Annotated in this window: 27 protein-coding genes; 20 read left to right on the top strand and 7 right to left on the bottom strand. The window is 38.4% G+C overall.

The genetic code is table 11. From position 1 onward, the window contains the following. Window positions 1–93 precede the first annotated feature (93 nt). From abc-f to NY607_RS04140, 3 genes are all read left to right on the top strand, one after another. On the top strand, window positions 94–1,893 hold the full coding sequence (gene abc-f, locus NY607_RS04150) for a ribosomal protection-like ABC-F family protein (RefSeq protein WP_131519648.1): 1,800 nt from the start codon (window positions 94–96) through the stop codon (window positions 1,891–1,893). Beyond that, complete coding sequence (locus tag NY607_RS04145) at window positions 1,886–2,677, top strand: GNAT family N-acetyltransferase (protein WP_237899953.1); 792 nt, start codon at window positions 1,886–1,888, stop codon at window positions 2,675–2,677. The genes abc-f and NY607_RS04145 overlap by 8 nt, the downstream gene beginning before the upstream one ends. Window positions 2,678–3,248: 571 nt before the next feature. Beyond that, a complete protein-coding gene (locus NY607_RS04140; RefSeq protein WP_131519650.1) occupies window positions 3,249–3,983 on the top strand; it encodes a hypothetical protein in 735 nt (244 codons plus the stop codon). Between the two features lie 126 nt (window positions 3,984–4,109). On the opposite strand, the gene NY607_RS04135 is transcribed toward NY607_RS04140, so the two are convergent. After that, window positions 4,110–4,487: a hypothetical protein gene (locus tag NY607_RS04135; protein ID WP_131519651.1), complete on the bottom strand. Its 378-nt coding sequence runs from the start codon at window positions 4,485–4,487 to the stop codon at window positions 4,110–4,112. A 154-nt stretch (window positions 4,488–4,641) separates the two neighbouring features. Between NY607_RS04135 and NY607_RS04130 the strand changes: the two genes are divergently transcribed. Together NY607_RS04130 and NY607_RS04125 are read left to right on the top strand one after the other, a co-directional pair. After that, window positions 4,642–5,172 carry an NfeD family membrane protein gene (locus NY607_RS04130; RefSeq protein WP_004232545.1) on the top strand — a complete coding sequence of 177 codons (531 nt, stop codon included), beginning with the start codon at window positions 4,642–4,644 and terminating at the stop codon, window positions 5,170–5,172. Window positions 5,173–5,187: 15 nt separating this feature from the next. After that, window positions 5,188–6,750 (top strand): flotillin lipid rafts scaffold protein FloT, encoded by a 1,563-nt coding sequence (locus tag NY607_RS04125; RefSeq protein ID WP_237899955.1) that lies wholly within the window; start codon window positions 5,188–5,190, stop codon window positions 6,748–6,750. Window positions 6,751–6,792: 42 nt separating this feature from the next. Here NY607_RS04125 and NY607_RS04120 read toward each other — a convergent pair whose 3' ends face one another. Together NY607_RS04120 and NY607_RS04115 are read right to left on the bottom strand one after the other, a co-directional pair. Next, window positions 6,793–7,332 (bottom strand): GNAT family N-acetyltransferase, encoded by a 540-nt coding sequence (locus NY607_RS04120; RefSeq protein ID WP_237899957.1) that lies wholly within the window; start codon window positions 7,330–7,332, stop codon window positions 6,793–6,795. A gap of 17 nt (window positions 7,333–7,349) precedes the next feature. Continuing rightward, on the bottom strand, window positions 7,350–8,174 hold the full coding sequence (locus NY607_RS04115; RefSeq protein ID WP_237899964.1) for a methyl-accepting chemotaxis protein: 825 nt from the start codon (window positions 8,172–8,174) through the stop codon (window positions 7,350–7,352). A 289-nt stretch (window positions 8,175–8,463) separates the two neighbouring features. On the opposite strand from NY607_RS04115, the gene NY607_RS04110 reads away from it, so the two are divergent. Together NY607_RS04110 and NY607_RS04105 are read left to right on the top strand one after the other, a co-directional pair. Next, window positions 8,464–9,663, top strand: a complete 1,200-nt coding sequence (locus tag NY607_RS04110; RefSeq protein ID WP_237899966.1) for an MFS transporter — start codon at window positions 8,464–8,466, stop codon at window positions 9,661–9,663. A 14-nt stretch (window positions 9,664–9,677) separates the two neighbouring features. Then, the gene (locus NY607_RS04105; protein WP_259419198.1) at window positions 9,678–10,406 is read left to right on the top strand and encodes a sulfite exporter TauE/SafE family protein; all 729 of its coding nucleotides are present in this window, start codon (window positions 9,678–9,680) and stop codon (window positions 10,404–10,406) included. 52 nt (window positions 10,407–10,458) lie between these two features. Here the strand turns inward: NY607_RS04105 and NY607_RS04100 are convergent, their stop codons facing one another. The 3 genes from NY607_RS04100 to NY607_RS04090 all read right to left on the bottom strand — a co-directional run bounded on the left by NY607_RS04100 (window position 10,459) and on the right by NY607_RS04090 (window position 12,384). Next, window positions 10,459–11,241 (bottom strand): enoyl-ACP reductase FabI, encoded by a 783-nt coding sequence (locus NY607_RS04100; protein WP_004232559.1) that lies wholly within the window; start codon window positions 11,239–11,241, stop codon window positions 10,459–10,461. Between the two features lie 163 nt (window positions 11,242–11,404). Then, window positions 11,405–11,998, bottom strand: coding sequence for a hypothetical protein (locus NY607_RS04095; protein WP_237899970.1), 594 nt, complete (start codon window positions 11,996–11,998; stop codon window positions 11,405–11,407). Between the two features lie 137 nt (window positions 11,999–12,135). After that, window positions 12,136–12,384, bottom strand: a complete 249-nt coding sequence (locus NY607_RS04090; protein WP_004232564.1) for a ferredoxin — start codon at window positions 12,382–12,384, stop codon at window positions 12,136–12,138. Between the two features lie 106 nt (window positions 12,385–12,490). On the opposite strand from NY607_RS04090, the gene NY607_RS04085 reads away from it, so the two are divergent. The 7 genes from NY607_RS04085 (at window position 12,491) to NY607_RS04055 (ending at window position 19,961) form a co-directional block, all read left to right on the top strand. Then, window positions 12,491–13,522, top strand: coding sequence for a YpbB family protein (locus NY607_RS04085; RefSeq protein WP_237899978.1), 1,032 nt, complete (start codon window positions 12,491–12,493; stop codon window positions 13,520–13,522). Beyond that, window positions 13,523–14,965: a RecQ family ATP-dependent DNA helicase gene (locus NY607_RS04080; protein WP_237899980.1), complete on the top strand. Its 1,443-nt coding sequence runs from the start codon at window positions 13,523–13,525 to the stop codon at window positions 14,963–14,965. 86 nt (window positions 14,966–15,051) lie between these two features. Beyond that, a complete protein-coding gene (locus NY607_RS04075; RefSeq protein ID WP_237899987.1) occupies window positions 15,052–15,789 on the top strand; it encodes a LysM peptidoglycan-binding domain-containing protein in 738 nt (245 codons plus the stop codon). Window positions 15,790–15,933: 144 nt separating this feature from the next. After that, on the top strand, window positions 15,934–16,692 hold the full coding sequence (locus NY607_RS04070; protein ID WP_259419197.1) for a metallophosphoesterase: 759 nt from the start codon (window positions 15,934–15,936) through the stop codon (window positions 16,690–16,692). A 113-nt stretch (window positions 16,693–16,805) separates the two neighbouring features. Next, a complete protein-coding gene (locus tag NY607_RS04065; protein ID WP_259419196.1) occupies window positions 16,806–17,771 on the top strand; it encodes a YpdA family putative bacillithiol disulfide reductase in 966 nt (321 codons plus the stop codon). 58 nt (window positions 17,772–17,829) lie between these two features. Beyond that, window positions 17,830–18,390, top strand: a complete 561-nt coding sequence (locus NY607_RS04060; RefSeq protein ID WP_237900010.1) for a glycerol-3-phosphate acyltransferase — start codon at window positions 17,830–17,832, stop codon at window positions 18,388–18,390. A 5-nt stretch (window positions 18,391–18,395) separates the two neighbouring features. Continuing rightward, the gene (locus NY607_RS04055) at window positions 18,396–19,961 is read left to right on the top strand and encodes an aminotransferase class V-fold PLP-dependent enzyme (protein ID WP_259419195.1); all 1,566 of its coding nucleotides are present in this window, start codon (window positions 18,396–18,398) and stop codon (window positions 19,959–19,961) included. On the opposite strand, the gene NY607_RS04050 is transcribed toward NY607_RS04055, so the two are convergent. Next, window positions 19,941–20,909 (bottom strand): asparaginase, encoded by a 969-nt coding sequence (locus tag NY607_RS04050; protein WP_048389794.1) that lies wholly within the window; start codon window positions 20,907–20,909, stop codon window positions 19,941–19,943. The genes NY607_RS04055 and NY607_RS04050 overlap by 21 nt on opposite strands. A gap of 83 nt (window positions 20,910–20,992) precedes the next feature. On the opposite strand from NY607_RS04050, the gene prsW reads away from it, so the two are divergent. The 6 genes from prsW to rpsA all read left to right on the top strand — a co-directional run bounded on the left by prsW (window position 20,993) and on the right by rpsA (window position 26,662). Continuing rightward, window positions 20,993–21,667 carry a glutamic-type intramembrane protease PrsW gene (gene prsW / locus NY607_RS04045; protein ID WP_004232588.1) on the top strand — a complete coding sequence of 225 codons (675 nt, stop codon included), beginning with the start codon at window positions 20,993–20,995 and terminating at the stop codon, window positions 21,665–21,667. Window positions 21,668–21,765: 98 nt separating this feature from the next. Next, a complete protein-coding gene (gene sleB / locus NY607_RS04040; RefSeq protein ID WP_259419194.1) occupies window positions 21,766–22,581 on the top strand; it encodes a spore cortex-lytic enzyme in 816 nt (271 codons plus the stop codon). A 15-nt stretch (window positions 22,582–22,596) separates the two neighbouring features. Then, on the top strand, window positions 22,597–23,880 hold the full coding sequence (locus tag NY607_RS04035; protein WP_259419193.1) for a PepSY1/2 domain-containing protein: 1,284 nt from the start codon (window positions 22,597–22,599) through the stop codon (window positions 23,878–23,880). A gap of 114 nt (window positions 23,881–23,994) precedes the next feature. Further along, entirely contained in the window at window positions 23,995–24,654 is a 660-nt protein-coding gene (locus NY607_RS04030) for a flagellar brake protein (protein WP_259419192.1), read from the top strand. 94 nt (window positions 24,655–24,748) lie between these two features. Further along, complete coding sequence (gene cmk / locus NY607_RS04025) at window positions 24,749–25,423, top strand: (d)CMP kinase (protein ID WP_237900045.1); 675 nt, start codon at window positions 24,749–24,751, stop codon at window positions 25,421–25,423. Between the two features lie 102 nt (window positions 25,424–25,525). Then, window positions 25,526–26,662, top strand: a complete 1,137-nt coding sequence (gene rpsA, locus NY607_RS04020) for a 30S ribosomal protein S1 (RefSeq protein WP_237900047.1) — start codon at window positions 25,526–25,528, stop codon at window positions 26,660–26,662. The last annotated feature ends 68 nt before the right edge of the window (window positions 26,663–26,730 follow it).

Genomic DNA, 26,730 nt, shown 5'->3' with positions numbered 1-26,730 from the left:
CACACATTTAATTGAGAAGAGGACTGCTTGTTAATGAGCAGTCTTTTTTGTGTTCAAAAGATGTTTTCGCACGTTTCATTGGAGGAAAAAACGATGCAAATGAAAGCTGAACAAATCCAAAAAATTATGGGTGGCAATATATTATTCGAGAACTTACAGCTAGAGGTAAATAGTGGTGAACATGTGGCGATTGTTGGTGTAAATGGCAGTGGAAAAACGACTTTATTACAACTGCTTGCAGGGGTAGAGATACCTGACAAGGGACGAATAATTAAAAGTAAAGAAGCAACGATTGGCTATTTACATCAGATTCCACATTATCCACTCCATGCCGTAAAAGAAGTGCTAGAGGAAGCATTTGCGGATATTTATGCAATAAAGGCAAAAATGACAGCACTTGAGCAAGAGATGCAGTCGACGGTCACGGATAAAATATTACTGCAATATGGGCAATTGCAGGAGCAATTTATGCTATTAGGGGGCTATGAAGTAGATGCACAGCTAGCAATGATTGCAAATGGACTGGGTATTTCAGATATGCTAGAGCAGCCATTTAGTAGTTTAAGTGGTGGTGAAAAAACAAAGGTTATGCTTGGACAAATTTTATTGAAAAAGCCCTCTATTTTGTTATTGGATGAACCAACGAACCATCTGGATATGCAAGCTATTGAGTGGCTTGAACATTATGTGCGAAACTTTGAGGGGATTGTCATTGTCGTATCTCATGATCGTCAATTCATGAATCAAGTAGCCCAAAAGATTATTGAAATTGAGGATGGGGAGGCTTTTACGTATAACGGCCATTATGATGCTTTTATAGCACAAAAAGAAGCAAAAATTGAGCAACAGTTTGCAAATTATGAAGAGCAGCAAAAGAAAATTAAAAAGATGCAAGAAACAATTAAACGATTAAAGCAGTGGGCAAATGAGGCGAATCCACCAAACGCATCGATGCATCGACGTGCTAAGAGTATGGAAAAAGCATTAGCACGTATCGAGCGAGTAAAGAAGCCCCTTACTAAAAAGAAAATGAATTTAGCGTTAACGATGGCTGAACGCAGTGGTAAAGAGGTCGTGCTATTGCAAGCCATTGATCATAGCTTTGATAAGCCTTTATTGAAGGACAGCAATCTAGCTATTTATTTTGGCGAAAGATTAGCGATTGTTGGGAGCAATGGTAGTGGAAAATCAACATTATTAAAAATGATGTTAGGTGAAATCATTCCTAATCAGGGAGTGTGTCAAATTGGAAGCAATGTGAAATTTGGCTACCTTTCCCAGCAATTTGAACATCCAAATCCTGCTATACGATTAATTGATGCCTTTCGTGAAAGTGTCGCCGTGTCAGAGGCGGAAGCTCGCCATATACTCGCACGATTTTTGTTCTATGGCTATGATGTCTTTAAAAAAGTGAAGGACCTAAGTGGTGGAGAAAAAATGCGTCTTCGTTTAGCACAATTAATGCATGAGGATATCAATGTTTTAATCTTAGATGAGCCAACAAACCATTTAGATATTGAAGCAAGGGAAGTATTGGAAGAGACACTAGAATCCTTTGAAGGTACGATTATTGGGGTGTCACATGACCGTTATTTCTTACAGAAAATTTTTACGAAAACGGCGTGGATTGAAAACCAGGCTATTCAGGTTTTTGAGGGAGATTATGAGTGGGCTAGAGGAAAACGACAGGAACTTGCAATGAAAACGATTGATAAACAACCAGTAAATAAAACGCAGTCACCTAAAAAGGAATTACCGATTGAACAGCAAATTGAAAAATTAGAGACAAAACTACAACAACCATCGCTTGCTAAAGAACAACGGCAGAAGCTTGAACTTCAATTAGAAAATTTATATGAAAGATGGTTAGAAGGGGGCACAGAGCATGTTTAATTTAGAACGCATTATGCAGCTTGATATAGAGTATGTGAAGAGTTTCAGTGAAGTGGAGGTTTGTAAGGAGGGGGTCCTATTTTACAATCAGGCTATCCCAACCTATTATGATGCAAATCATGCACAGATTTGGCGAAAGATTGAACAACCTGATTTATTTTTACAAGACATCAAAGACTTCTACCAATCAAAGTCTCTGATCCCGCGGATTTATTTATATAATCTAGAAGAAAATCAGCTATGTATAGAGGCATTAGAGACGCACGGCTTTCAATATGAGCATTTTGTTAATGAAATTCAGTACTGGGACGGTGAATATGCAATACTTCCACCTAATCCTGCCATTCAAATTGAGCGTGTAACGGATGCAAATAAGGAGGAAGCATTAGCAGTAGAAATGAGCATTTCTGCATTTGGGGAGCCTTCATTAATAAAAAAGGCATTTGAGGAAACCTACCATTCTTCACATTTTACGTATTATCTACTAAGACTAGATGGGGTGGCGTGCTGCTCAGCAACTATTTTTGTGTCAGAAAATCAAGGTAGGATTGAAAGTGTTGCAACAACTGAAAGCTATCGTGGTCGAGGTTTAATCGGCTATATGCTGCAGCATATCCAACAGCAATCAGTCAAGCTGGGATTGAACGATCTTTGGATATTACCAATTAGTGAACAGGTTGCCAAAGTCTATGAGAAGGCAAATTTTAAATCGGTGGGCTCCATTGCATCGATTCATGCGTTTACTGAAGGGAAGAGCATTCAAGACATCCGCCAGCAGGCTTAAATAGCTACTCATAAAGATTGCCAAATTCCTGTAGTGCTTACAAGGAATTTGGCAATTTTTTAGAACTGTACTTGGCAATTTTGATTACAAGTGCTTTGATGAAGGGATGCTTTAAAATATAATCAGCAAAAATTATTTCCTGCCCCTGTAGCAAGATAGCTGCTCATTACGACATCAAATTCCTCAGGCCTCAGTTAACAGTATCCATTGTCAGCTATCGCTTTGATATGAATTTGCGAGATGGAACTATACCTGCTTAGCAGGAGCTGGTGGACCATTCATTTTTGCGATGAATGCCTATAAATGGAGGTGGGAGCTGTTTTATTGGAGCTTCTGTTACTTATTTTAATCGTGTAGTATATGTCTAATTGTTTGCGAATGAAACTTGTTAAAGGATAAGTAGGAATGAATGAAAACTAGTAAAATCCTGAATAGTATCGACTATTCGGGATTTTTGTTTTATTGTTAAAAAGAAGGATTTTCAATTATTAAAAGTTTTTTACTTGAAAAAATGTCGTATTCGATTTATTGTCTTTAGAGATACTTGTTTAATGGACTTGGAGGATATGAAATGCACGGAATTTATATACGCTATAATGTCTCAGATGAAACCCAAGCAGCACAATGGCCCAAAAAAATGGATGCATTTGCGTATGTTCAACGAGAAAAACCACAACAAGACAATGATAACTTGCTGTCAAAAGAAGAGCTAAAAAACCATGCCATTCGCTATATTAAAAGCTTGAAAGACAATGCAAGTGTCCATTTAGTAGAGCAGCGCAACGGTGAAATTGAACATTTTGATCGACGCTACATGGAGTCATTAAAGTTAAAGGAAAGCATCGATTCCCAACTTATTAATCTAGAAGAAATACGCTTATTATTGCAATTAATGAATGTCTTGAATTTATCCCATGCTTTTGGAGAAAATGCTGGCAAACTACTTCGTCAAATAACGCCATATGCCAAAGAGGTAGAGCATCCAACATTCCAAACAACACGCGTTGAGCGCCATTTTTATTCGGAGCTAATTGAACAAATAGAAATGGTTTATGCACGAATTATGCGTCAGCACAACCCATCGACAACGGAAATGCAGCAATCAGAAAAGCTCTGGACAACAGTCTGTGAGCAAGCGATAGAAAAAGCAGAAGCACGAATCGAACGTCTATCTTCTATCAAGTTAAAGCATGAGAAAAATTTACTAGAGTTTGGTCACTTAAAACAGCAAAATATCGAAGCAAAGGAACGCTTAGATCTAGCTGTCCATGAACTGGACGCCATTTTAAATGTATTAGAATCATAAGAAAAGCATGTCTCCGTCAAAATCGGAGACATGCTTTTGTTGTTGTCGTCGGATAGAAGGACAAAAGTGACGGTTAGCAGTGCGAAAGTGGTAGATAGCTTCGTAAGATTGACAGATAGCTGTGCTTTACTTCGCTTTCTCCTCTGTTTGATCCCGCTTAGTTTGGCGTGAAAGGCGCAGTAAATCCAATCCAAGCAGCACAACAATAATATAGAATAGAGGACTTGTGAACGATAGGCCAATTTGTGACTGACCGCCAAGCAATGTTAAAACAATCCATAATCCAACTGTATACAAAGTTAATCCGATATAAGCCTTTTTTGATAATCTTTTATATCTACCCTTGTCGAAGGCTAGCTGAATGATGACAAGCCCAACTAATATAAGCAATATTATTTTTTTAGTCAGCATCGCAGCAATAGCTGTATCAGGGAAGAAATCATTAACGAATAATAACGTGAAAAATATTAAAATAACAAAATTTAAGATTGTCGAAAGCTTCATGCCATTTCTCCTTAGTTGTCAGAATACTTTTCTATTGTAACATGGTTCTAATGAAAGCAAAAAATAATACTTTAAAGAAGAGTTTGAAAAATTTTGAAACTTTTCCTGAGGTACATCCGTATAGTAGGTAATATGATGAAAAGGGGTGAGCAACTTGACGCTATTTGGCTATTCACTCGAGCAGATCTTTTTGGTGGTTTTGATTTTCGCTGGCCTTGCCACAGTATTGGTTATGTTTTTTGGTGATGCAGTCGAAGGTATTGGGGAAGGACTGCCCATTTTTAATCCGAGTGTCATTCTATCTTTCATTACGTTGATGTCAGCAGCAGGTTTTATTTTAGAAAAACTAGCCTGGTTCTCTAGCGTTTGGAACATCATTGCTGCATGTATCATCGGTGCTATTTTAAGTTCCATCTTTTATTTATTTGTTCTCGTTCCGCTACGTTCCGCTGATGTTTCTTTAGCTTACACAGAGGAATCGCTAGGCGGGCAATTAGGAAGAGTTATTGTGCCAATTCCAGTAGATGGTTTTGGCGAGGTTGTTATCGAAACGACAAGTGGCATGATTTCAAAACGGGCAACGGGCTATGATAATGAAGCCATTGACTATGATGAAACCGTACTTGTTGTGGATGTGAAGGACGGAACACTTTTTGTTAGAACGTACGAGAAAAAATTTGTTTAAAGGAGAGATATGTCTATGTCAACCGATATCTTAATTGTTTTAGGAATTGTAGCATTTGTATTAATTGCCCTAGTCGGCTTATATGTGACAAAGTATCGTACGGCGGGTCCTGATGAAGCACTGATTGTGACAGGTAGCTATCTCGGCTCCAAAAATGTACATAAGGATGAGTCGGGGAATCGCATTAAAATCATTCGTGGGGGCGGTACATTTGTATTCCCTATTTTCCAGCAAGCACAGCCGTTAAGCTTACTTTCTAGTAAACTAGAAGTGACAACGCCTGAGGTGTATACAGAGCAAGGTGTTCCTGTTATGGCAGATGGTACGGCTATTATTAAAATTGGTGGCTCCATTTCAGAAATTGCGACAGCAGCAGAGCAGTTTTTAGGCAAGCAAAAAGCAGAGCGCGAAGGGGAAGCACGTGAAGTATTAGAAGGTCATTTACGTTCCATTTTAGGGTCTATGACGGTTGAAGAAATCTACAAAAACCGCGATAAATTCTCACAGGAAGTTCAACGTGTTGCTTCACAAGATTTAGCAAAGATGGGTCTTGTCATTGTATCCTTCACGATCAAGGATGTACGAGATAAAAATGGCTATTTAGACTCACTAGGGAAACCGAGAATCGCACAGGTAAAACGAGATGCTGATATTGCGACAGCAGATGCAGAAAAAGAAACACGTATTAAACGTGCAGAAGCGTCTAAGGAAGCACAAAAGGCAGAACTAGAGCGTGCGACGGAAATTGCAGAAGCAGAAAAAGAAAATCAATTAAAAGTAGCTGAGTTCCGACGTGAGCAGGATATTGCCAAAGCGCGTGCTGACCAAGCGTATGAGCTTGAAACGGCTCGTGCTAAGCAGGAAGTAACGGAGCAAGAAATGCAAATTCGCATTATCGAGCGTCAAAAGCAAATTGAATTAGAAGAAAAAGAGATTTTACGTAGAGAAAAGCAATATGACTCTGAGGTTAAAAAGAAAGCAGATGCAGATCGCTATGCAGTGGAGCAAAATGCCGCAGCCGAAAAAATGCGTGAGCTTGCACAGGCTGATGCGGAAAAATATCGTATTGAATCATTAGCAAAAGCAGAGGCAGAGAAAATTCGTTTGGATGGTCTTGCCAAAGCTGATGCAGAGCGAGCACAAGGGGAGACGGAGGCTGATATCATTCGTCTACGTGGTCTGGCTGAAGCTGAAGCTAAACGTAAGATTGCCGAAGCCTTTGAATACTATGGTCAAGCAGCTGTACTGGATATGGTTGTACGCATGATGCCAGAGTATGCAAAAGAGCTTGCAAGTCCACTTGGCAATATCGATAAGATTACAGTAGTCGATACTGGTGGTGGAGAGGGAAGTGGTGCGAATAAGGTGACATCTTACGCAACCAATTTAATGTCTACACTTCAAGAAACATTAAAAGAAACTTCTGGTCTCGATGTAAAAGAGCTGATCGAGAGCTATGCTGGGAAGCACACATTGCGTCCAGAATTAGAGCAGATTGCTTTAGGGCTTGAAAAAAAGCAAGCTCCTGAAGAAAAGCAAGCTCCTGAAGAAACAAAAGAAGCGGTAGAACAATCCTAACAAAAAACGACCTGATGATCTCATCAGGTCGTTTTTTTATGGTTATTGCTGCCACTCACTTACAAGCATGCCATAAATAACATGATTTACATAATGATCGTAGAGCCATTCTGCAGCTCGAATGGTTCCTTCTTGCATAAAACCAAGACGTTCTGGGATTGCGCGACTTTTGTGATTCGCTTCAGCAACACGAATTTCAACTTTATGAAGCTTCAATATTTCAAAGGCATATTGCAATAAAGCTTTTACTGTTTTCGTCATGATGCCATGCCCTTGTGCTCCTTCGCTCAACCAATAACCAATAGTGCCGATTTTATTGCTCGGGTTAATCGCGTTAAAGCCTGCAATGCCAACAATCTCATTTTTAAAGAGAATGACTAGGGAGAGGCTACTGTTCGCTTCATGTCCCTTAATACAGCTCTCAATATAGACTTTTGTATCCGCCAGTTCTTTTGTAAAATCTAGCCATGGTAGCCATTCTTTCAGATATTCCCTCGAGGCATCCGTTAATGCAAAAACCTTCTCTGCATCCTCAGGTGTAATCATCCGTAGAACTAAATCATGGTTAATGGTAATTTGCATTATTGTTCACCTCATGATTATTTTAATGCATTGTGCATAAAGTCTTTCATTTCTCGGCTAAGTAAAGTTAATTCTTCTATAATTTCGCTGAAATCCTGTACGAGCTGTGCTTGCTCATTTGTTGCATCATTGATTTGTCCCATATTTTGCTTTAAATTATCTAGATTTCTATTGATATTTCGTAATGACGATTCTATATTTTCAGTAGCACTAGATGTCTCAAAGGACAGTTTTCGAACTTCCTGTGCCACAATATTAAAGCCAGCGCCGTGCTGTCCAGCACGTGCAGCCTCGATGGATGCATTTAAACCTAATAAATTCGTTTGGCGAGATATACTTTTAATTAAATCTGTCACGGCATTTGTTTTTTCAGAGTCCTCTAGGGCATGCTGTGCCTGCTTATTAATTTCCTCACTAGTGGCCGCTAATTCCTCAGAATGGGAAGCGATTGTATGTACTTTATCCTGTAGACTATTGACGATCTTATCCATCGTAGCCATATAATCTTCAAGTTTGAGCTCATTATCTATTGGTAAGCCAAAAGCTAATGCACCTACTACTTGACCATTTTCACGAATGGGGAATGAAAAAGCATTGATTGCTACACCATAAACATCCTCTGGTATCACCACATCTGCATTTTGTCCATTAAAGGCGATGAAAACATTTTGGTCATTGGCGTTAACTTTTTGTCCATCATGGTAGCCAGAATCCACACGTTTACCTGCTAAATATTTAACGACTGTTTCACTTTCCTTTTCAACAACAGCTACAATGGCTTCTTGCTTTAATGCTAAATGAATATAAGGTGTTGCAAGGGTTAAAGCTTCAATAATTTTCATAAAAATTCCTCCAAGTCTCGTCAATGAAAATGGTTGTATCATCTGTCTGCATTGTGACAATGGTTCTAGATGATTACTTTTACTGTAGCACAATATTTGCCAAGTCAAAATAGCTATTTATTTTTTATGAAAAGAAAATCATCCAAATCTGAAAGGCTTTTTATTTGTCAATTATTATTTTTTTTTACCTGTGAAAGCGAAGGTCTTTATGTCTATTTTTTGACAAAGGGACGTGTGTTTTGCGAAATATTGTATTAGAATAATAGTAGCATGTGAAGGAGAGAGTTTCATGGACTATATACAAAAGGGTACGAGGGCGTTTCATAAAGCGAATTGGGCGTTATTTTTAGCAGGCTTTATTACGTTTGCTAACCTTTATGTAACGCAGCCATTACTACCAACATTTTCAGAAGCATTTCACGTCTCACCAGCTGTAGCAAGTTTATCTCTTTCAGTAACCACCTTTGCATTAGCGGTGAGTTTAATAATTGTCAGTTCGTTATCAGAAGCATGGGGAAGAAAATCATTGATGACGATTTCTATTTTTGCAGCTTCTGTCCTGACCCTAGCTCTTGCATTTTCACCTAACTTTGAAACAATTTTAGTGTTGCGTGTTGTACAAGGCATCGTTTTTGCGGGTTTACCTGCCATCGCTATGGCTTATTTGGGAGAAGAAATGGAACCAGCAAGCTTAGGGGTTGCCATGGGCTTATATATTAGCGGTAATTCAGTAGGGGGACTTAGTGGACGAGTTATTATTGGCACCTTAACGGACCATTATAACTGGCATACAGGCATGATGGTGCTAGGAGGAATCAGCCTGCTAGTTAGTTTAGTGTTTGTCTGGATGTTACCAAGCTCCAAACATTTCAGCGCGCGACCTTTACAATTAAAAGCATTGACCAAAACCCTACTGCAACATTTAAGAGATCCTTCTATGCTGTGTCTTTATGGGATGGGGTTTCTTTTAATGGGAAGCTTTGTCACCCTTTATAATTATATTGGCTTTAAACTAATGGCTCCTCCCTATAATTTAAGTGCTACAATTGTAGGTTGGATATTTGTCATTTATTTAGTTGGAACATTTAGCTCGGCATGGTTTGGCAGTTTAGCTGATCGTTATGGTCGCCAACGAATGCTCTTACTGGCTATTGCCATTATGTTAGCTGGAGCTATAGTAACGCTTAACGGGCTCCTTACCTTAAAGATTATAGGAATAACAGTTTTTACCTTTGGCTTTTTTGCAGCTCATTCAATCGCAAGTGGTTGGGTGAGCAAACGAGCATCCCACAATAAAGCACAAGCATCTTCTCTCTATTTATTTTTCTATTATTTTGGTTCAAGTGTTGGAGGAACAGTAGGAGGCGTTTTTTGGATGAAATATGGGTGGATGGGTGTTATCGTGATGATCGCTCTGTTTTTATTCATTGCTTGTGTCCTATCATTTTTGTTAAAAAGATTCATTGTTAGACAACGTATCACAACATGATGTGAGGTGTCATTTTGCAGGAATTACTTTTCTATTTTTTCATTATCCTAGCAGCTTCTATTTTACAAACCAGTACAGGATTTGGTTTTTCCGTTATGGCTACGCCTTTTTTACTGTTGCTTTTCACACCACAAGAGGCGATGCAAATAAATATAATACTGTCCCTTGTTATTTCGTTTTCTCTCATATGGAAGGTGAGACATGATATTGATGTAGCGTTGCTTAAAAAGGTGATGATCGGTAGTGTTGTGGGTGCTCCTTTTGGTAGTATACTCTTTGCCTTAGTCGATGTGACGACATTTAAGCTGCTCATCGCCATCCTGCTTATAGGGCTTACGATTCTGTTGATTAAAAATCTCTCTATTCAACAAACAAGGAGTAGAGATTATGGCGTTGGCTTTATATCAGGTATGTTTACAACGAGTATTGGGATGGCTGGACCACCACTGTTACTCTATTTTGCAAGCACACATAGAAATAAAGAAACCATTAGAGCTGTTTCACTAGCCTACTATATATTTATCTATCTTATTAGCTTACTTTCTCAAGTCATTTTTGAGGGTACAAGTAAAATGGTTTGGGTATATAGTATATATGCCTTGCCAATTGTTTTCTTAGGACTTATTTTTGGACAAATGCTATTTACTCGATTAAATCAAAAATTGTTTAAAATCTTAATTTATTTTCTATTAGTAGCAGCAGGCTTAATTTTGTTAATCCAAAGTTTATGGACAATGCTATAAACAACAAAAAGAAGTATGGAAGGATAATACATCCTCCCATACTTCTTTATTGTTAACCCATAATATTGTAGCCAGCGTCGATGTAGATCGTCTCACCAGTCACACCCCGTGATAGGTGAGATAGCATAACAATCGTCATATCTGCTACTTCGTCTTGTTGAACATTACGTTTTAAAGGAGCTGTTTCTTCAATCTTGTGTAAAATTGTGTTAAAGGAAGGGACACCTTTTGCAGCAAGTGTGCGAATAGCACCAGCTGAGATAGCATTGACGCGAATATTATCTTGGCCAATATCAGCAGCAAGATAGCGCATAGAAGCCTCTAATGCAGCTTTTGCTACGCCCATCACATTGTAGCCATCAAGTACTCGTTCTGCACCTAAGTAACTCATCGTAACGATAGAGCCGCCCTCTGTCATGTACGGATGAGCTGCTTTTGCTGTGGAAATAAGTGAATAGGCACTTGTATCTTGTGCGAATGCATAGCCTTCTCGAGTTGTTTCAAGGAAGCGGTTGTGTAAATCTTCTGCATGCGCAAAAGCCACTGAATGTACAATCCCATGAATAACGCCAACTTTTGAGCCGATTTCTTCAAAAGCTGCTTTTGTGCTGTCATCACTATTCACATCACATTGAACGACAAGAGAATCGGATTGTCCGATATTTTCTAATTGTTTTTGTAATTTTTTTAATGAACGTTCTTGACGATACGTGAAGATAACATTTGCACCAACATCAAATAAACGTTTTGCAATGCCCCAAGCAATACTGCGATCATTCGCTACGCCCATGACAACAATGTTCTTATCTTTTAATTGTAATAAATTATCCATCATTATGAAGAACTCCTTTGTGAGATAATATCTGTTATTAGTACCAACTACTAAAATCTTATCATACATAAAATATCGTTGCAATAACAAGATGAAAAGAGAAGTAGTTGAGAGAGCAAAAAAATTCATCTCTTTACAGTAGAGACGAATTGAAAAGTGTGCTATTTTATTTTGTTACATAATGATCATACATATCTACTGCTCGATTAACAGCACTACTGATAGTGATTCTAAAGCAATTTTGTGACCGAATGACCTGTGCCAATATTTTGATTGCTCTTGTTTGATTTTTATGGAATAAAGCATTGTCTGTTTGAAAATCATCGTCTAAAAAGGCAAGATAATAAGGTATACGATTTTGTGGTTGTAACAAATCAGATTCTGCACTTTTTTCAAGTGTATTGTACACCCATAAATCGATGGCATTTCCTAAGTGGAAGGCCGCAAAATACTGAAAATCATCATTCTCACACTCTTTTATTTTTTGAATTATCTGAATTTTTTGGAGCTCATCTAATAAAAATGTATTGATGGAATAATAGATCGCTTTAGAAGGATTGAGAATGAGCTCATCGGTCTGCTGCGATTTTAAGAAAACCCAGTTATTTAACACGTTTGCCCATGCGTCCACAGTATTCAAACATTTCGCACAAACATCTGGAAATATTGATTGCCACTTTGCAGCAAGGTTTTTAAAACTATTCATATGGTCTTGATCAATATAAAATAAACTATGCTCAACTTGTAACTGCTCAAACATTCACATTCCTCCAATAGATTGGTATGTATAGCAATGGACCATATGCCTATTATCTTGATGCAAAAGATAGCCAATATTTTAATCAATAAGAAGGCATCCCCTGAAGGATGCCTTTTAAGATATACATCAACGGAAGCCTATTCAAATTTTAATGAGTCACCATCGAATGTTTCATCTGCTACTTTGATAGAGTCTGTTGGACAACCTTCAAAAGCGTCTTGCATATCTTCCAATAGATCCTCTGGAACTTCAGCAGTTCCCATGTTATCATCTAAAATAACGAAGGCAATGCCTTCATCATCATAATCATAAATGTCTGGCGCTGCGGCTCCACATGCGCCACAAGCGATGCATGTATCTTTATCAACTATTGTGTATTTAGCCATTTTATTCTCTCCTTTAACGATGTTCCTACAAAGCTTCATACTCATTTTAAAGATGTTTATCTTACATTTCAACTTAAATACTATTAAATTGGAGGAATTTGCGTCAATGTTTCATCAAATTTTATTGCAAATCTTTCAAAAACTCAATAAAGAGCGGACGATTTCGGCTGCCTATCATGTCCTAAGAGGGAAGCGTTCAGGCCAGACGATTCAAGATATTGGTCTTTTTCAACTACATCAATATTTTGGCCTCTTGCCAAAATTATCTCGTACTACATTTGATGAGGCTGTAAACTTATTTGTGCAGAATAGTTGGTTAAATGTGCAGGAATCTGGTCATTTTTACATGGAAACGCTAGGATTACAACGCGCACAACAAACGCCAACCTTTTTCTTTGATGGTTGGCACTATCGGGGAAATGAGCATGTGTTTTTTGCGAGGCTTTCTCTCATTGTACAAAGTTTGTCACATCAAGCCGCAGCCGTTCGTACCTTTTCACCGATTAGTAGAGATACAATGATTCAAGCGTGGGTGCGAACTTTTTTACAGGCACGTCATTATAAGGAAGGTCATTTACAGCAGCAATTATTGACAGAATGTAATCATGTGCTAACTATTCTCCCTGTGTCAGATGCAAGCAAACAGCTTGTTCTGTATCGTTTAAGTGGTTATCAATTACCAGGATGGACGTGGCAACAGCTTGCAGATGAACGGAAGGAAACTGTACTGGATAGTCAATTAGCTTTTATTGAAACCCTACATATATTATTAAATGAAGTGCATCAAAAAATAGATGATTACCCATTACTAGGGCATGTGGCAGAAGGATTAAAAGTTAAAATATTGCTAACAGATTCTGCACAACAAACCGCACAATTATATGAACAAGGTTATTCGATGGAGCAAATTGTTCAAATGAGAAAACTAAAACAAAGTACAATTGAGGATCATTTTGTGGAATTAGCTATGTATGAACCGAACTTTTCTATTGGCCCATTCGTCTCCTATGATGAAGCTCAAAAAGTGTGGCAGGCATCGAAGCAGTATCAAACAAAAAAATTGAAAATATTACATGAAGCTTTAAACGATATGAGTTATTTTCAATTAAGGCTTGTCCTTGCGAAAGGAGAAGTATAAATGGAACTTGAACAATTATTGCATAAGCATTTTGGTTATTCATCATTTCGACCAGGACAGAAAGAAGTCATTGAGGCATTACTACAAGAACAAGATGTGATTGCCTTATTGCCAACAGGAATGGGAAAATCACTCTGCTACCAGCTACCAGCCTATACATTAGAGAAACCTGTACTAATTGTTTCACCATTACTCTCATTAATGCAGGATCAAGTAGAAGAGCTGAAGCGTTTTGGGGAAAAGAGGGTGGTAGCTTTAAATTCCTTTTTATCACTAACAGAGAAACGTTATGTATTACATTATTTAGAGCAATATCGTTTTATTTTTACTTCCCCAGAGATGCTGCTCCAGCAACAGGTACAAGAGAAACTGGCGCAGATGAAGCTAGGTTTAATCGTAGTAGATGAAGCGCATTGTATCTCACAATGGGGCTTTGATTTTCGACCAGATTATTTACGAATAGGTGACTGGCTATCGAGGGAAAATCGTCCCCCCATTTTGGCATTATCTGCTACGGCAACAAAGAAGGTTGTACGAGATATACAGGAAACTTTATCTCTCAAAGCGCCATTCGAGTTTATGTATAATGTTGACCGCTCGAATATTCATTTAGGTCGTGTAGTAGTGGAGGATAAGGCTGATAAAGCTAGATGGCTCATGCATCACGTTACGCAAACGGCAGGACCTGGTATTTTGTATGTTTCCTCACGTAAACGTGCGCAACAATATAGCGAAGCCTTATTACAAGAGGGCGTTCGTGTTGCTGCCTATCATGCTGGCTATGGGGTAGAGGACCGTCAATTTATTCAACAGCAATTTATAGCTGGTGAACTTGATTGGATTGTAGCAACAAACGCTTTTGGTATGGGCATTAATAAGCTTGATATACGGCAGGTCATTCATGAATCAATGCCTGCCAATATAGCGAATTATATGCAGGAGATTGGACGTGCAGGGCGGGATGGACACTCTGCACTTGCTATATTACTGTATGCTGAAGGTGATGAGGAGCTGGCTAAATTTGTTGTGACAGGCGATTTACCAACTTTACATCATGTTGACCGCTACCAGGAGCTGCTATCTCAGCAAATACAGCCCATCCAAATGCTGAAAAATGGGGAGTTAAGTGAGACAGCCTTCCGTGTGTTAGACTATTGGCTGCAACGAGAGTCTTCGGAACAAGTGAAGGTCCGATTAAATCATTTAGCACTAGAGAAATACAATGCAGTGAATGAAATGCTTCAAATCATACAGACAAAAGACTGTATTCGTGAACATTTAGTCGGGTATTTTGGGCAAAAATTGCAGAAAAAGCCGGAAAACTGTTGTGAAAATTGTGGAATCCATTATGATGTAATCAAGAAAGTACGCTTAAAAGAGAAAAAGAAAGTAGAAATGGCAACGTGGGAAAGTCGATTGCAACAACTATTAATGGGTAATTAGACTAAAACTGACGGTCATTTACTTTTTTCGTAATATTCGTCATAATAGAGATGATAGAAAGCGTAGTAAGGTTGGGGGAAAGGCGAATGAATAAAGAAGATTATCGCGATAAAATAGAAGAGCATCGTCAATCATTTGAAGATGAGCAAAAAGAACAGCAAGCCTTATCAAGAGTTTCCAGAATGAATAAAAACGGTAATAAAAACAAAAAGCCAAAAAATTCGAAACGTAAGACACCGTTAATGACGATTCTGTTTGTTATTTTTATTTTGATACCATTAACAATTCTTATTTATTTTTGGAAATTTTATGAACCAGGAAAAACGATTGAACAAGCCGAAAAGGATACAGCTGAACAGGTTGTCGAATTAGATCCTTCAGAAGCATCTGCGTCAGATAAAGATAAGGAAAAAGATGATAAGGGTCAAGACGCTCAGGGAGATAAGAAGGCTCAAGAGCAATCTCAAAAAGATGCTGATAAATTAGCAGCGGAGCAAAAAGCTGCTGAAGAAGCGAAAAAGGCTCAAGAGGCGAAAAAGGCAGAGGAAGCAAAAAAAGCCGAAGAAGCTCGAAAAGCTGAAGAAGCAAGAATAGCTCAACAACAAGCAGAGGCAGCAAGAAAAGCAGAAGAGGCTAGAAAAGCGGAAGAAGCAAAACAAAATGCTAAAGCAACGACACATACTGTAAAAGCAAATGAGAACTTATACCGAATTGCATTAAATCACTATGGCGATGGCAGTGAAGCGACTTTAGCTAAAATTCGTGCTGCTAATGGGATGTCCTCTAATACTGTAATGGTTGGGCAAGTCATTAAGTTACCTTAATAGAATTTTTTTATCGTTATATAGTTTTTCTAGTATAAAATTACAGACAAACGTTCACACCAAAACGTACGTCTGATTTAGCAAAAAGGCGATTCGTTTTTTAAGAAGAATCGCCTTTTTGCTGTCGTAAGGAGAAGTGAGAAAATGCTATATTTAGGGCTATGTCTTCTGGTAGTCATCGCCCCTCTACTTTATATGTGGAAGGTGGCACATGAAAATAATGTATTGTCTCACCAGCTTTCATTACAGGGTGAACAGGAGAAGGTACGATTATTTTTTATTTCAGATGTTCATTTACGTAAAATAAGTAAGAAAATGATTGCACAGTTACAGGGACATCATTTTGATGCAGTAATTATTGGCGGTGATTTTGCGGATAGCCGTACACCAATTGATCGTATTCATGAAAATTTATCATTATTAACGTCCCTTGGACCAACCTATTTTATTTGGGGCAATAATGACAGAGAAATTGGGGAAGAAAGACTGAAGGACATTTTACAGGCATACCATGTTCAAATTATTGTCAATGACGCTATACAACTTCCGCTTAAAAATAGCTTTTGGTTAAGTGCTATTGAGGATACAACCGTTAAAGAATATAGTTTTGAAAAAGCTTTTGCAAAGATAGGAGAGCAGGATTTAGTTGTTTTCATCGCCCATAATCCAGAGGTTTTTGCGAAAGTTCGGGCTAAGTTCCGTGCGGATTTAATGATGGGGGGACATTTACATGGAGGGCAAATTCGATTCGGCCCATATGGTGTCCATCCAAATGGTTCCTATCGTCGGCGTGATGGTGTCATGACTTTAGTAAGCAATGGCTATGGGACGACATTAGTACCTTTTCGATTTGGTGCAAAGCCCCAATGTCATATAATTGACATTGATATTTCGAGTAAATAAACAACCAAAACGTGTGAGAAGGCGTATAATAAAAAAGTATCGTCTATTCTATGATAATGTGAAAGCATGGAGCAGCAATTTTTGCTGTTCAAATTCGATTGGAGTGTCAAGAAATGCAGCAAGCAGATGCAATTATTGTTGGAGGAGGCCCATGCGGCTTAGCAGCAGCAATAGCTTTGCAAAATATTGGTTTACAACCTATTGTGATTGAAAAAGGAAATATCGTCAATGCCATCTATCATTACCCTACACATCAAACATTTTTTAGTACGAGTGAACGGATAGCCATTGGTGATGTACCATTTATCATTGAAGGACGTAAGCCGAAACGCAATCAAGCCCTTGTCTATTATCGAGAGGTCGTCCGTTTAAAAAATATACAAGTTAATCGCTTCGAAAAAGTACAAAGTGTTGTAAAAAATAATGATTTGTTCACGGTTACCTCCGATAAGGAAATATATGAAACGCCCTATGTTGTCATTGCAACAGGTTATTATGATCATCCGAATTATTTAAATATCCATGGTGAGCAGTTACCTAAAGTTTTCCATTACTTTAAAGAGGGCCATGAATTTTTTGATACGGATGTTCTAGTTATAGGCGGCAAAAATTCAGCGATAGATGCCGCGTTAGAATTAAATAAAGCCGGTGCTCGTGTAACCGTAGCCTATCGTGGCAGCGAATACTCTCCAAGCATCAAGCCATGGGTATTGCCCGAATTTGAAGGGGTAGTCAAAACTGGAGAAGTTGACATGCTTTTTAATACCAATGTATTGGAAATACGAGAGCACGAAGTTGTTTTAGAAGTAGAGGGTCAAGAGAAAATAGTAAAAAATGATTTCGTTTTTGCTATGACTGGCTATCATCCTGATCACTCCTTTATTAAAGCGATGGGAGTGGACATAGAGGAAGAAACGGGTCGTCCTTATGTTACGCCTGAAACGATGGAAACCAATGTTGAAGGACTATTCATTGCAGGTGTTATTGCAGCAGGAAATAATGCCAATGAAATTTTTATTGAAAATGGTCGTTTCCATGGCGAATGTATCGCTCGAACTATTGAGCAGAGAAAAAAATAACGATCGAGGCTGTATAGGCATGTAGCTTATACAGCCTTTTTAGCAAGGAGGCAACTCAATGATTGGCTTGTATTGGCTCTTGAGTTATTTAATAGGAAACATCTTGACGGCTTATTTCGTTGGTAAGATATACGGTGTCAATTTGCAGGAAGAGCGTAGTAAAAATTTAGGCGCGCGTAATGCGGGAAGTGTGATTGGGAAAACAGCGTTTATTTTGACTCTTCTTGGCGATTCATTAAAAGGTGTACTTGTTGTCGGATTAGGACGCATGTGGCAATTGGATGAATGGGTCGTTATTGGCGGAGCTGCATGGGTGATAATAGGCCATCTATTTCCGATTTGGCTGAAATGGAATGGAGGGAAAGGTGTGGCTACTTTTATTGGTGTGGGTCTCGCCTTATCGCCAAGTCTTTTTTTATGGATGATTATTGGTACAGCACTTATATGTGCATTTACTAGAAGTCTGACACTTGGCATGGTTGGGGGCTTTGTTTTTTATATAGCCGCAATTATACAAGCAGGGAAATTAGAGCCATATGGACTTTTAATCATGGCAATCGTGTGTATGCTTATTAAGCATATGTCTAATATTCAGGAATCATTGAAAAGAGGGAAGTGAAGGAAATGTATTGGTGTAAAATTGCCAAGACAAATGAAGAATTTGAGGCGATTGCTCGATTGAATTATGAAACATTTGTAGAAGAAATTCCTCAGCATGAGGTGAATGCATCGCGAAAAAAAGTAGACCGATTTCATCAGGAGAATACCTATGTTGTTGTTTATAAGCAAACAGAATTAATTGGCATGGTGGCGTTTAGAGATCAACGACCATTTTCTATTGATGAAAAGATTGGTAAGGTCGAGCAGTATTTATCGAAGGAAAATTGTGAGAAGCTTTGTGAAATTCGTTTGCTTTCCGTGAAGAAAGGTTATCGAACGGGTCGAGTTCTATTGAAGCTTACTCAGGCCTTAACTACATTTGCCTACGAAAAAGGCTATACTGCGGCAGTGATTTCAGGTACAACGAGAGAGGAAAAACTATATAAGCAGATGGGTTTTAAGCAGTTTGCACCAGCTGTCGGGGAAGAGGGTGCGATGTTTTTACCGATGGTGCTCACTAGACATGAATTTGAACAATCATTACAACATAGACTAACGACGGAACCCTCTACATTTTATCCTGGGCCGGTGAAGCAATTAGAGACAATTGCTCATTCAGATTTATCACATCGTTCATTACCTTTTTATGCGCTTTATGAACGAGTGCATAAAAAGTTGCTGCATTTATCGAAGTCCAATCATGTTGGTGTAATCGTAGGGACGGGAACGCTAGCAAATGAAGTAATGCTTGCACAACTAAAGGCACAGCAATTAGGAAAAGGGCTTATTCTCACAAATGGAGAATTCGGTGAGCGTTTACAGAAGCAAGCCGCTCGTTGGTCATTACATTATGATGTGGTAGAAAAAGAATGGGGAACGGTATTTGATGACAAAGAACTGGCTTCACAGCTTGAGACGGGATCTTATCAGTGGATGTTGGCAGTACATGGTGAGACTTCCACGGGAACTTGTAATAACTTAGATATTCTTAAAAAGCTTGCTAAACAATACAATGTAAAGTTATGTATAGATTGTATTAGTTCGTTCGGTGCCATGCCGTTTTCTTTACAGGACTGCTATTTAGCTACGGCTGTGAGTGGTAAGGCTATTGGTGCGTTAAGTGGGCTAGCATTTGTATTTTCGCAATCACTTGCACCCTCATCTGCCGATCTACCCGCTTATCTTGATTTAGCAAATTATCAGCAAGGTGCCATACCATTTACATTACCTGCTGTATTACTGAGCAATGTGGAGATGGCATTGCAAGCTTATCCAGCACGTTATGAGCAGCTACAGCAACGCTTTCAATCACTGCTGCAGCTACCAATCATGCAATTTCAATATCCAACAATTCAATATCCGATGCTGATAACGGTTCAATTGCCTAATAATTATGCCAACCTACCTATTGATTTAGCATTAAACGGGCTATTTGTTCATGGTGAAAGCCAGTATTTACGCCAAAAGAATTTCATTCAATTTTCTGTGATACAACCAGATTTTGATGAAGCTTTGGCTCGACTTAGCGAGATACTGGGCTATTATGAACAGGTGATCGAGACTTTAACGTTACAGGAAAAAGTCCTTTAAATTTAAAGGCGAGCCAGTTGTGTTAAGGCCTATTAATAATTTTAAGCGTGCCTTTTGACCATTAATACCTGTGGCGAATATGGCCCCTAAGTCTTCTAGCATTTTACCGCCGCCCATATAGCCATAAACACCTTCTGCAATTCCATTAAAGCAGCGGGAAACAAGTACAACTGGGATGTCTCGCTGTATAAGGCTTTCAATTCCTTTTACAACAGATGGTGGGACATTCCCTTGACCTAGTCCTTCTAGGACAACACCATCATATTTACATGCAAGCACGACATCCAATAAATCTTCTTCCATTCCAGCGTACACTTTTAGCATTGCGACACGCTTAGGTAAATTGTTAACATCTACATATTGTCGACGAATTGGTGCGTGATGGAATAAGATTCTGGATTTTGTAATAAGGCCAATCGGTCCATATTGCGGAGATTGGAAAGTATTTACAGAACTTGTGCTTGTTTTTGTTGTATTTACAGCAAGATGAACCTCATCATTCATCACAACAAGCACACCTTTATCACGTGCTTCTTCATCAACAGCAACTCGGACTGCCTCTACTAAATTATAAATCCCATCTGCGCCAAGTTCGTTAGATGAACGCATTGCTCCTGTTAGCACAATCGGAATGGCTAAGTTCGTAGTTAGCTCTAAGAAATAGGCGGTTTCTTCCAATGTATCCGTACCGTGTGTGATGACCACACCGTCAATTGGCTGTGCGTCAATTTGTTCCAAAATCAAGTTACGCAATAAAAGCATCTCTTTCGGTGTAATATGTGGAGAAGGAAGGTTAAAAGCTTCTATTTCGATAATGCTTGCTAATGAAGCCAGTTTATTACTTTCCTTCATTAGAGGATTTTCCTTATTAGGCATGACCGCTCCTTCAGCACTCATCGCCATGGAGATTGTGCCGCCAGTATGAATTAATAAAATTGTTTTTTTCATAAAAAATAAATCTCCTTTTAAAAAGTTTTTTTGTCATTACATGGTATAATAATAGCAGTCTATTGTTGAAAGGAGCCGGCATCATGATCATTTTATTATCTGCTGCCATTGCTCCCGGTCTAGCGCTTTTTAGTTATTTCTATTTGCGCAATCAGATGGCTACGGAGCCAAGAAGAACTTTACTACAAACGTTTTTATACGGCGCATTTTTAACGTTCCCAATCATGTTTTTACAGTATGTATTAACAGAAGAAGGGGTTTTTCGATATCTTTATCTTCAAGACGTACTATTTTCAAGTGTCATTGAAGAATTTTTTAAATGGTTTGTACTATTAATTGCCATCTATAATCATATAGAATTTGATGACCCTTACGATGGTATATTGTATGGGGCAAGCATTTCACTTGGCTTTGCTACGATTGAAAATGTTCTTTATTTACTTTCATTTGGCTTAGACACGGCATTTATGCGAGCCTTATTACCAGTATCGAGTCATGCTTTGTTCGGTGTCGTAATGGGCTATTATTATGGACGGGCTAAGTTTTCGAAACTTGTTAAGACAAAAGAGATGATTGCTATGGCACTTTGTGCACCAGTCGTACTTCACATTCTATACAATACAATATTATCATTCAAAGGTCACTGGGTTTATTTAATGATTCCTTTTATGTTGTTTTTATGGTGGTTTGGCTTGCGCAAAGTGAAGCTTGCACATTATCATCTGGTGCAGCATCTTCACATGCAAAAGAAAATATAAAGCGTAGAAATCGTCAAAGATTTCTACGCTTTATTTCATTTTTATCATGTATAAATTACTCCTTTTGTTTCAAGCTATAAAAAAAAGGAGTGATAAAAGTGCGTTTAGTAAGCATACTTTTTGCTTTGATATTAGGAATTAGTATAATTGCGATTCCTCAAAATGATGCGAATGCATTTAGCGATCAGCAAATTACTCGGGGTGCCTATGGAGATGATGTCGTTGAATTGCAAGCGAGGCTACAATACTTAGGTTTTTATAAGAGTAAAATTGATGGTAAATTTGGCTATAACACATACTGGGCTTTACGTAATTTCCAAGAAAATTATGGGTTACCGGTAGACGGAATTGCAGGCGCTAAGACAAAGAAAGCGTTAACGGGCAATTCAGATTATGATGAAAAATGGGTGAAAGCTCAATTAAATGCAGGAAATCAATTTACTTATTATGGTGGCAAGCCACTTGATCAGCAAGTGAAAAAGAATACTAGTGGTGGCAGTAGCAATAGTAGTGGAAGTAGTAATAATAATGGAACACAGACACAAGTTCCTCCCAAATATACAGAGCGTGATTTGCAGCTAATGGCGAATGCGGTATATGGAGAGGCAAGAGGAGAACCATATGAAGGACAAGTAGCAGTTGCTGCAGTTATTTTAAATCGTTTGGAAAGCCCAGATTTCCCGAATACTATTTCAGGTATCATTTTCCAACCGTTAGCATTTACAGCTGTTGCAGATGGGCAAATTTGGCTTGAGCCAAATGAGCGAGCGAAAGAAGCGGTTATTGATGCCATGAACGGCTGGGACCCTTCTGAAAATGCATTGTATTATTTCAATCCAAAAACTGCAACGAGCAAATGGATTTGGTCACGTCCACAAATTAAACAAATTGGAGAGCATATTTTCTGTTCATAGAAAGGAGGAACCTAGATGAAAACTTGGCTCGTGGTCTTAACGATTGCCGTTATTGGGTTAGGGGCATACAGCATTGATTTACATGGAGATAAAGAAGAATTACAACGTACCGTGCTAGCACAATATACAGATAAGTTAACGGATGCATCTGAAAAACTTTCCCATCTTCAACGCTCAGTATCACAATCCCTGTTGTTTCAAGATGAGCAGGCGATTCACAATGAACTAGATTCGGTTTGGCGTTTAAGCTCAGAAGTTCGTTCTTCAATTGCGAATATTCCAATAGGACAAGAACTATCAAGTGAATGGATGAACTATCTAGGGCGACTTGGCGATGAAGCAAAAAGGACAGCGAAAACAGGGGATTATGAAGCTTGGCGTGAAAAAATGCCCCAGGTTTCAACGAATTTACAATCTCTTTCCGATGAATGGACAGCAGCAACCGTCGATTTCTATAAGCATGATGGGAAAATGGATGTTTGGCTACAGCAAGTAGATAATAAAAATCCAAATAGCCAATTTGATACTGTAAAAGATACATTAAAGGGCTACGGCGAAAAGGATTTCCCGTTAACTTTATCTGAATCTGATTGGCAGAAAAAAATTGAGTTAAAGGCATTACAGGATGCCGTTATTACCGAAAAAGAAGCACTAGAAAAAGTGAAATACTTATTCCCTGTCATTAAAGATGCCACATTTACAGTTACAAAAAGTAGTGATACAGCACCATATCCTTTTTATCATATCCAATTCCACCAAGGGATTCGATTAGGCTATGTTGATTTAACAGAAAAGGGTGGACATTTATTATCCTATTTAGTAGAACGTCCTGTGGATGAAGCCAAGTTATCACAAGAGGAAATCATGAAAAAAGCGCAGGAATATGTGAAGAAATTAGGCATGAAAGATGTAGCCTATGTGGAATCACGCGAAAATCATCAAGCTTGGCATGTGACATTTGCTCGTGTCCATCCTGGAGATAATGCGTTAATCTACGCTGATGGTGTTCAATTGAAAGTGGCGAAAGATACAGGTGAGCTGTTAGGTGCAAATGCAATGGAATATATTCAAGAAGAAAATATTAAAAAGCAAACAGCTAAGCCGATTGATTGGAAAACGTTCTTCCAAGACGATATTCAAGTACAAGAGGTAAAAAATATCTACACAGATAATGGACAATTTGAGCAACGTCTTTGCTATGAGGTCATTGCATTGCGTGATGGTAATACGCAGGAAACATTTAGAATTGTTATTGATGCGGAAAACCATAATGTATTAAAAGTGGAATATCTAACTTAATCAATGATGCTTCCGCTCTGTATCAACTTGACATGAAAATACTACCAATTTTTATAGCCAAAATAAGCTTCTCATGAGATAATTAAACTATATTTTTCGCACGGGGAGATGCTCATGGAAATAAAAATTGGTACACAATTACAACTTGAACCAACTTATACAGAGCGTTTGGAGAAATTCCGCTGTAAAGTTGTAGAGCAAAAAGATAATATTCTATATATTGATTATCCGGTTAATATGGCAACAAAGAAAACGGCATTTTTAATAGATGGCTCAGAATTTAGAGCAACTTTTCGTACTGAGGATAAGCAATCCTTTGCCTTTAATACAGAGGTAGTTGGCCGTAAAGCAGGTAATATACCAATGATTATGTTGCATTGTCCAACACCAGAGGAGTTTATAAAAATTCAGCGACGAGAATACGTTCGTGTGGAGACACAAGTAGACGTTGCTATTCAGTTGAAGGATTATAAATATCAGCTTGTGACTGTGGATATTAGTGCAGGAGGCCTAGCAGTCATGTTGAAAGGTCAAGTAGCTTTCACTGAGGGTGATGAAGTAAAACTAACCATTGTATTGCCATTTGCCAATGGAGATGTCAAGTATGTCATTACAGAAGCGCTGATCGTACGTATTTTCGAAAAAGAGGATAAACGCATTGCAACAATCCAACTAACAGATACAGATGATGTCGATCAACAGCATATTGTCCGTTTTTGCTTTGAACGTCAATTAGCCAATCGTCGTAAAGAAATGAACCCTTTTCATGTTTAATTTCTTAATGAATATTTTAATGAAGCCCTCTCCTAGGAGAGGGCTTTTTTGAGGTTATATGATACAATAAGAGGTGCAGAAAGTAGGGAAGAATATGAAGAAAAACATTCAAATTGCGATAGACGGGCCTGCTGGTGCTGGCAAAAGCACAATCGCGAAAATTGTTGCTGAGGCACTTGGCTTTACTTACATTGACACAGGCGCAATGTATCGAGCAGTTACGTATAAAGCGTTGCAACAAAACATACATTTAGATGATGAAGCAAAATTAGCAGAGATGCTTGACGTAAGCACAATTGAATTAAAACCATCACCTCAGGGACAGCTTGTTTTTTTAGATGGTCACAATGTGTCTGCGGAAATACGCTCTAATGAGGTCACTTCATCAGTCTCACAAGTAGCTGCCCATGCGAAGGTTCGTGAGCTATTAGTTGCCCAACAGCAAAAACTTGCAGCTAATGGCGGTGTTGTCATGGATGGCCGCGATATTGCTACACATGTCTTAAAGGATGCAGAACTAAAGATTTTCATGTCTGCAACAGTAGAGGAGCGTGCTAGACGACGCTTGATTGATAATCAAAAAAGAGGCATTGACTCATCTCTTGAAAAACTTCAGGAAGAAATTGCACTACGTGATAAAAAGGATAGTGAGCGTGAAGCATCGCCACTGATTCAAGCTGAAGATGCGATCTTTTTAGATACAACAGCATTGTCTATTGATGATGCAGCACAAGCTATTTTAAAATTAGCAGAAGAAAAAATGCTATAAATCCTAAAATTTCAGACATTTTTTGAATTTAAAGGATTTATTTTTGTCTTTGTCTTCAATATCGAATAAAATAGTAAGGGAAGATGCGAAGGAGGGTTACATATGTCTGAAGAAATGAACTATGCAGAACAAACGTTTAACGAGGGTGATATCGTCAAAGGCATTGCCGCGCAAGTTGATGAAAAGGCAGTATCTGTATCAATTCCAGGTGCACCGTTTGATGGTATTGTACCGATTAGTGAATTATCAAGCTTACACATTGAGAAAGCGTCTGATGTCATCTCAGTTGGAGATGAATTAGAATTGATGATTACAAAGGTTGAAGAAGAAAACTTTGTCCTATCAAAACGTAAAGTGGATGCTCTAAAAGCATGGGATACACTAGAGCAACAATTTGCCGCTGAGGAAATTTTTGAAGCGGAAGTAAAGGATATTGTTAAAGGTGGTCTTGTCGTAGATTTAGGTGTACGTGGCTTTGTACCAGCATCGCTTGTAGAGGACTATTTTGTTGATGATTTTGAAGGCTATAAAGGGCAAACATTAAGCTTTAAAATTGTTGAGCTTGATAAGGATAAGAATCGCCTTATTTTATCTCACCGAGCAGTGGTTGAAGCAGAGAAAGCTTCACAAAAGAAAAATGTGATTAATCAAATAAAAGCTGGCGATGTATTGGATGGTAAAGTACAGCGTCTCGCGGCATTTGGTGCATTTATCGACCTAGGTGGTATTGATGGTCTTGTACACATCTCGCAAGTATCACATGAGCATGTGAGTGATGTGAGTGAGGTTTTAGCTGAAGGACAAGATGTAAAAGTAAAAGTTCTATCAGTGGACCCAGAAAATGAACGTATTTCTTTATCTATTAAGGAAACTATTCCTGGACCATGGTCTAATATAGAAGAACGTGCCGCGAAAGGCACTATTTTAGACGGTAGAGTGAAGCGACTTACTTCATTCGGTGCATTTGTGGAAGTATTCCCAGGCGTTGAAGGTTTAGTGCATATATCGCAAATTGCGCATAAGCACATTAACACGCCTCATGAAGCATTAAAAGAGGGACAAGAAGTACAGGTGAAGGTCCTTGATGTCAATGCTGACGAAGGTCGTCTAGCCCTTAGTATTAAAGAATTACTAGAAAATCCTGAAGCAGAAGAAGTAATCGACTATGAATTACCTGAAGAGAATACAGGCTTCTCATTTGGTGATGTGATTGGCGATAAACTAAAAAACTTTAAATAATGTATAAAGCGAGGATGCATAATTGTATCCTCGCTATTTTTATGGTTGAAATGGTGGATAGAAGGTTT

This window comes from Lysinibacillus sp. A4, from assembly GCF_024919535.1.
GTDB lineage: Bacteria > Bacillota > Bacilli > Bacillales_A > Planococcaceae > Lysinibacillus > Lysinibacillus capsici.
Note: the sequence above shows the minus strand (reverse complement) of the source record. Positions and strands in the feature narration are given on the sequence as shown.

What these genes read in the sequence shown, in the direction of transcription:
- abc-f (WP_131519648.1), top strand. Translation starts at nt 94, where the DNA reads ATGCAAATGAAAGCTGAACAAATCCAAAAAATTATGGGTGGCAATATA.
- NY607_RS04145 (WP_237899953.1), top strand. Translation starts at nt 1,886, where the DNA reads ATGTTTAATTTAGAACGCATTATGCAGCTTGATATAGAGTATGTGAAG.
- NY607_RS04140 (WP_131519650.1), top strand. Translation starts at nt 3,249, where the DNA reads ATGCACGGAATTTATATACGCTATAATGTCTCAGATGAAACCCAAGCA.
- NY607_RS04135 (WP_131519651.1), bottom strand. Translation starts at nt 4,487, where the DNA reads ATGAAGCTTTCGACAATCTTAAATTTTGTTATTTTAATATTTTTCACG.
- NY607_RS04125 (WP_237899955.1), top strand. Translation starts at nt 5,188, where the DNA reads ATGTCAACCGATATCTTAATTGTTTTAGGAATTGTAGCATTTGTATTA.
- NY607_RS04120 (WP_237899957.1), bottom strand. Translation starts at nt 7,332, where the DNA reads ATGCAAATTACCATTAACCATGATTTAGTTCTACGGATGATTACACCT.
- NY607_RS04115 (WP_237899964.1), bottom strand. Translation starts at nt 8,174, where the DNA reads ATGAAAATTATTGAAGCTTTAACCCTTGCAACACCTTATATTCATTTA.
- NY607_RS04110 (WP_237899966.1), top strand. Translation starts at nt 8,464, where the DNA reads ATGGACTATATACAAAAGGGTACGAGGGCGTTTCATAAAGCGAATTGG.
- NY607_RS04100 (WP_004232559.1), bottom strand. Translation starts at nt 11,241, where the DNA reads ATGATGGATAATTTATTACAATTAAAAGATAAGAACATTGTTGTCATG.
- NY607_RS04095 (WP_237899970.1), bottom strand. Translation starts at nt 11,998, where the DNA reads ATGTTTGAGCAGTTACAAGTTGAGCATAGTTTATTTTATATTGATCAA.
- NY607_RS04090 (WP_004232564.1), bottom strand. Translation starts at nt 12,384, where the DNA reads ATGGCTAAATACACAATAGTTGATAAAGATACATGCATCGCTTGTGGC.
- NY607_RS04085 (WP_237899978.1), top strand. Translation starts at nt 12,491, where the DNA reads ATGTTTCATCAAATTTTATTGCAAATCTTTCAAAAACTCAATAAAGAG.
- NY607_RS04080 (WP_237899980.1), top strand. Translation starts at nt 13,523, where the DNA reads ATGGAACTTGAACAATTATTGCATAAGCATTTTGGTTATTCATCATTT.
- NY607_RS04075 (WP_237899987.1), top strand. Translation starts at nt 15,052, where the DNA reads ATGAATAAAGAAGATTATCGCGATAAAATAGAAGAGCATCGTCAATCA.
- NY607_RS04070 (WP_259419197.1), top strand. Translation starts at nt 15,934, where the DNA reads ATGCTATATTTAGGGCTATGTCTTCTGGTAGTCATCGCCCCTCTACTT.
- NY607_RS04065 (WP_259419196.1), top strand. Translation starts at nt 16,806, where the DNA reads ATGCAGCAAGCAGATGCAATTATTGTTGGAGGAGGCCCATGCGGCTTA.
- NY607_RS04060 (WP_237900010.1), top strand. Translation starts at nt 17,830, where the DNA reads ATGATTGGCTTGTATTGGCTCTTGAGTTATTTAATAGGAAACATCTTG.
- NY607_RS04055 (WP_259419195.1), top strand. Translation starts at nt 18,396, where the DNA reads ATGTATTGGTGTAAAATTGCCAAGACAAATGAAGAATTTGAGGCGATT.
- NY607_RS04050 (WP_048389794.1), bottom strand. Translation starts at nt 20,909, where the DNA reads ATGAAAAAAACAATTTTATTAATTCATACTGGCGGCACAATCTCCATG.
- prsW (WP_004232588.1), top strand. Translation starts at nt 20,993, where the DNA reads ATGATCATTTTATTATCTGCTGCCATTGCTCCCGGTCTAGCGCTTTTT.
- NY607_RS04035 (WP_259419193.1), top strand. Translation starts at nt 22,597, where the DNA reads ATGAAAACTTGGCTCGTGGTCTTAACGATTGCCGTTATTGGGTTAGGG.
- NY607_RS04030 (WP_259419192.1), top strand. Translation starts at nt 23,995, where the DNA reads ATGGAAATAAAAATTGGTACACAATTACAACTTGAACCAACTTATACA.
- cmk (WP_237900045.1), top strand. Translation starts at nt 24,749, where the DNA reads ATGAAGAAAAACATTCAAATTGCGATAGACGGGCCTGCTGGTGCTGGC.
- rpsA (WP_237900047.1), top strand. Translation starts at nt 25,526, where the DNA reads ATGTCTGAAGAAATGAACTATGCAGAACAAACGTTTAACGAGGGTGAT.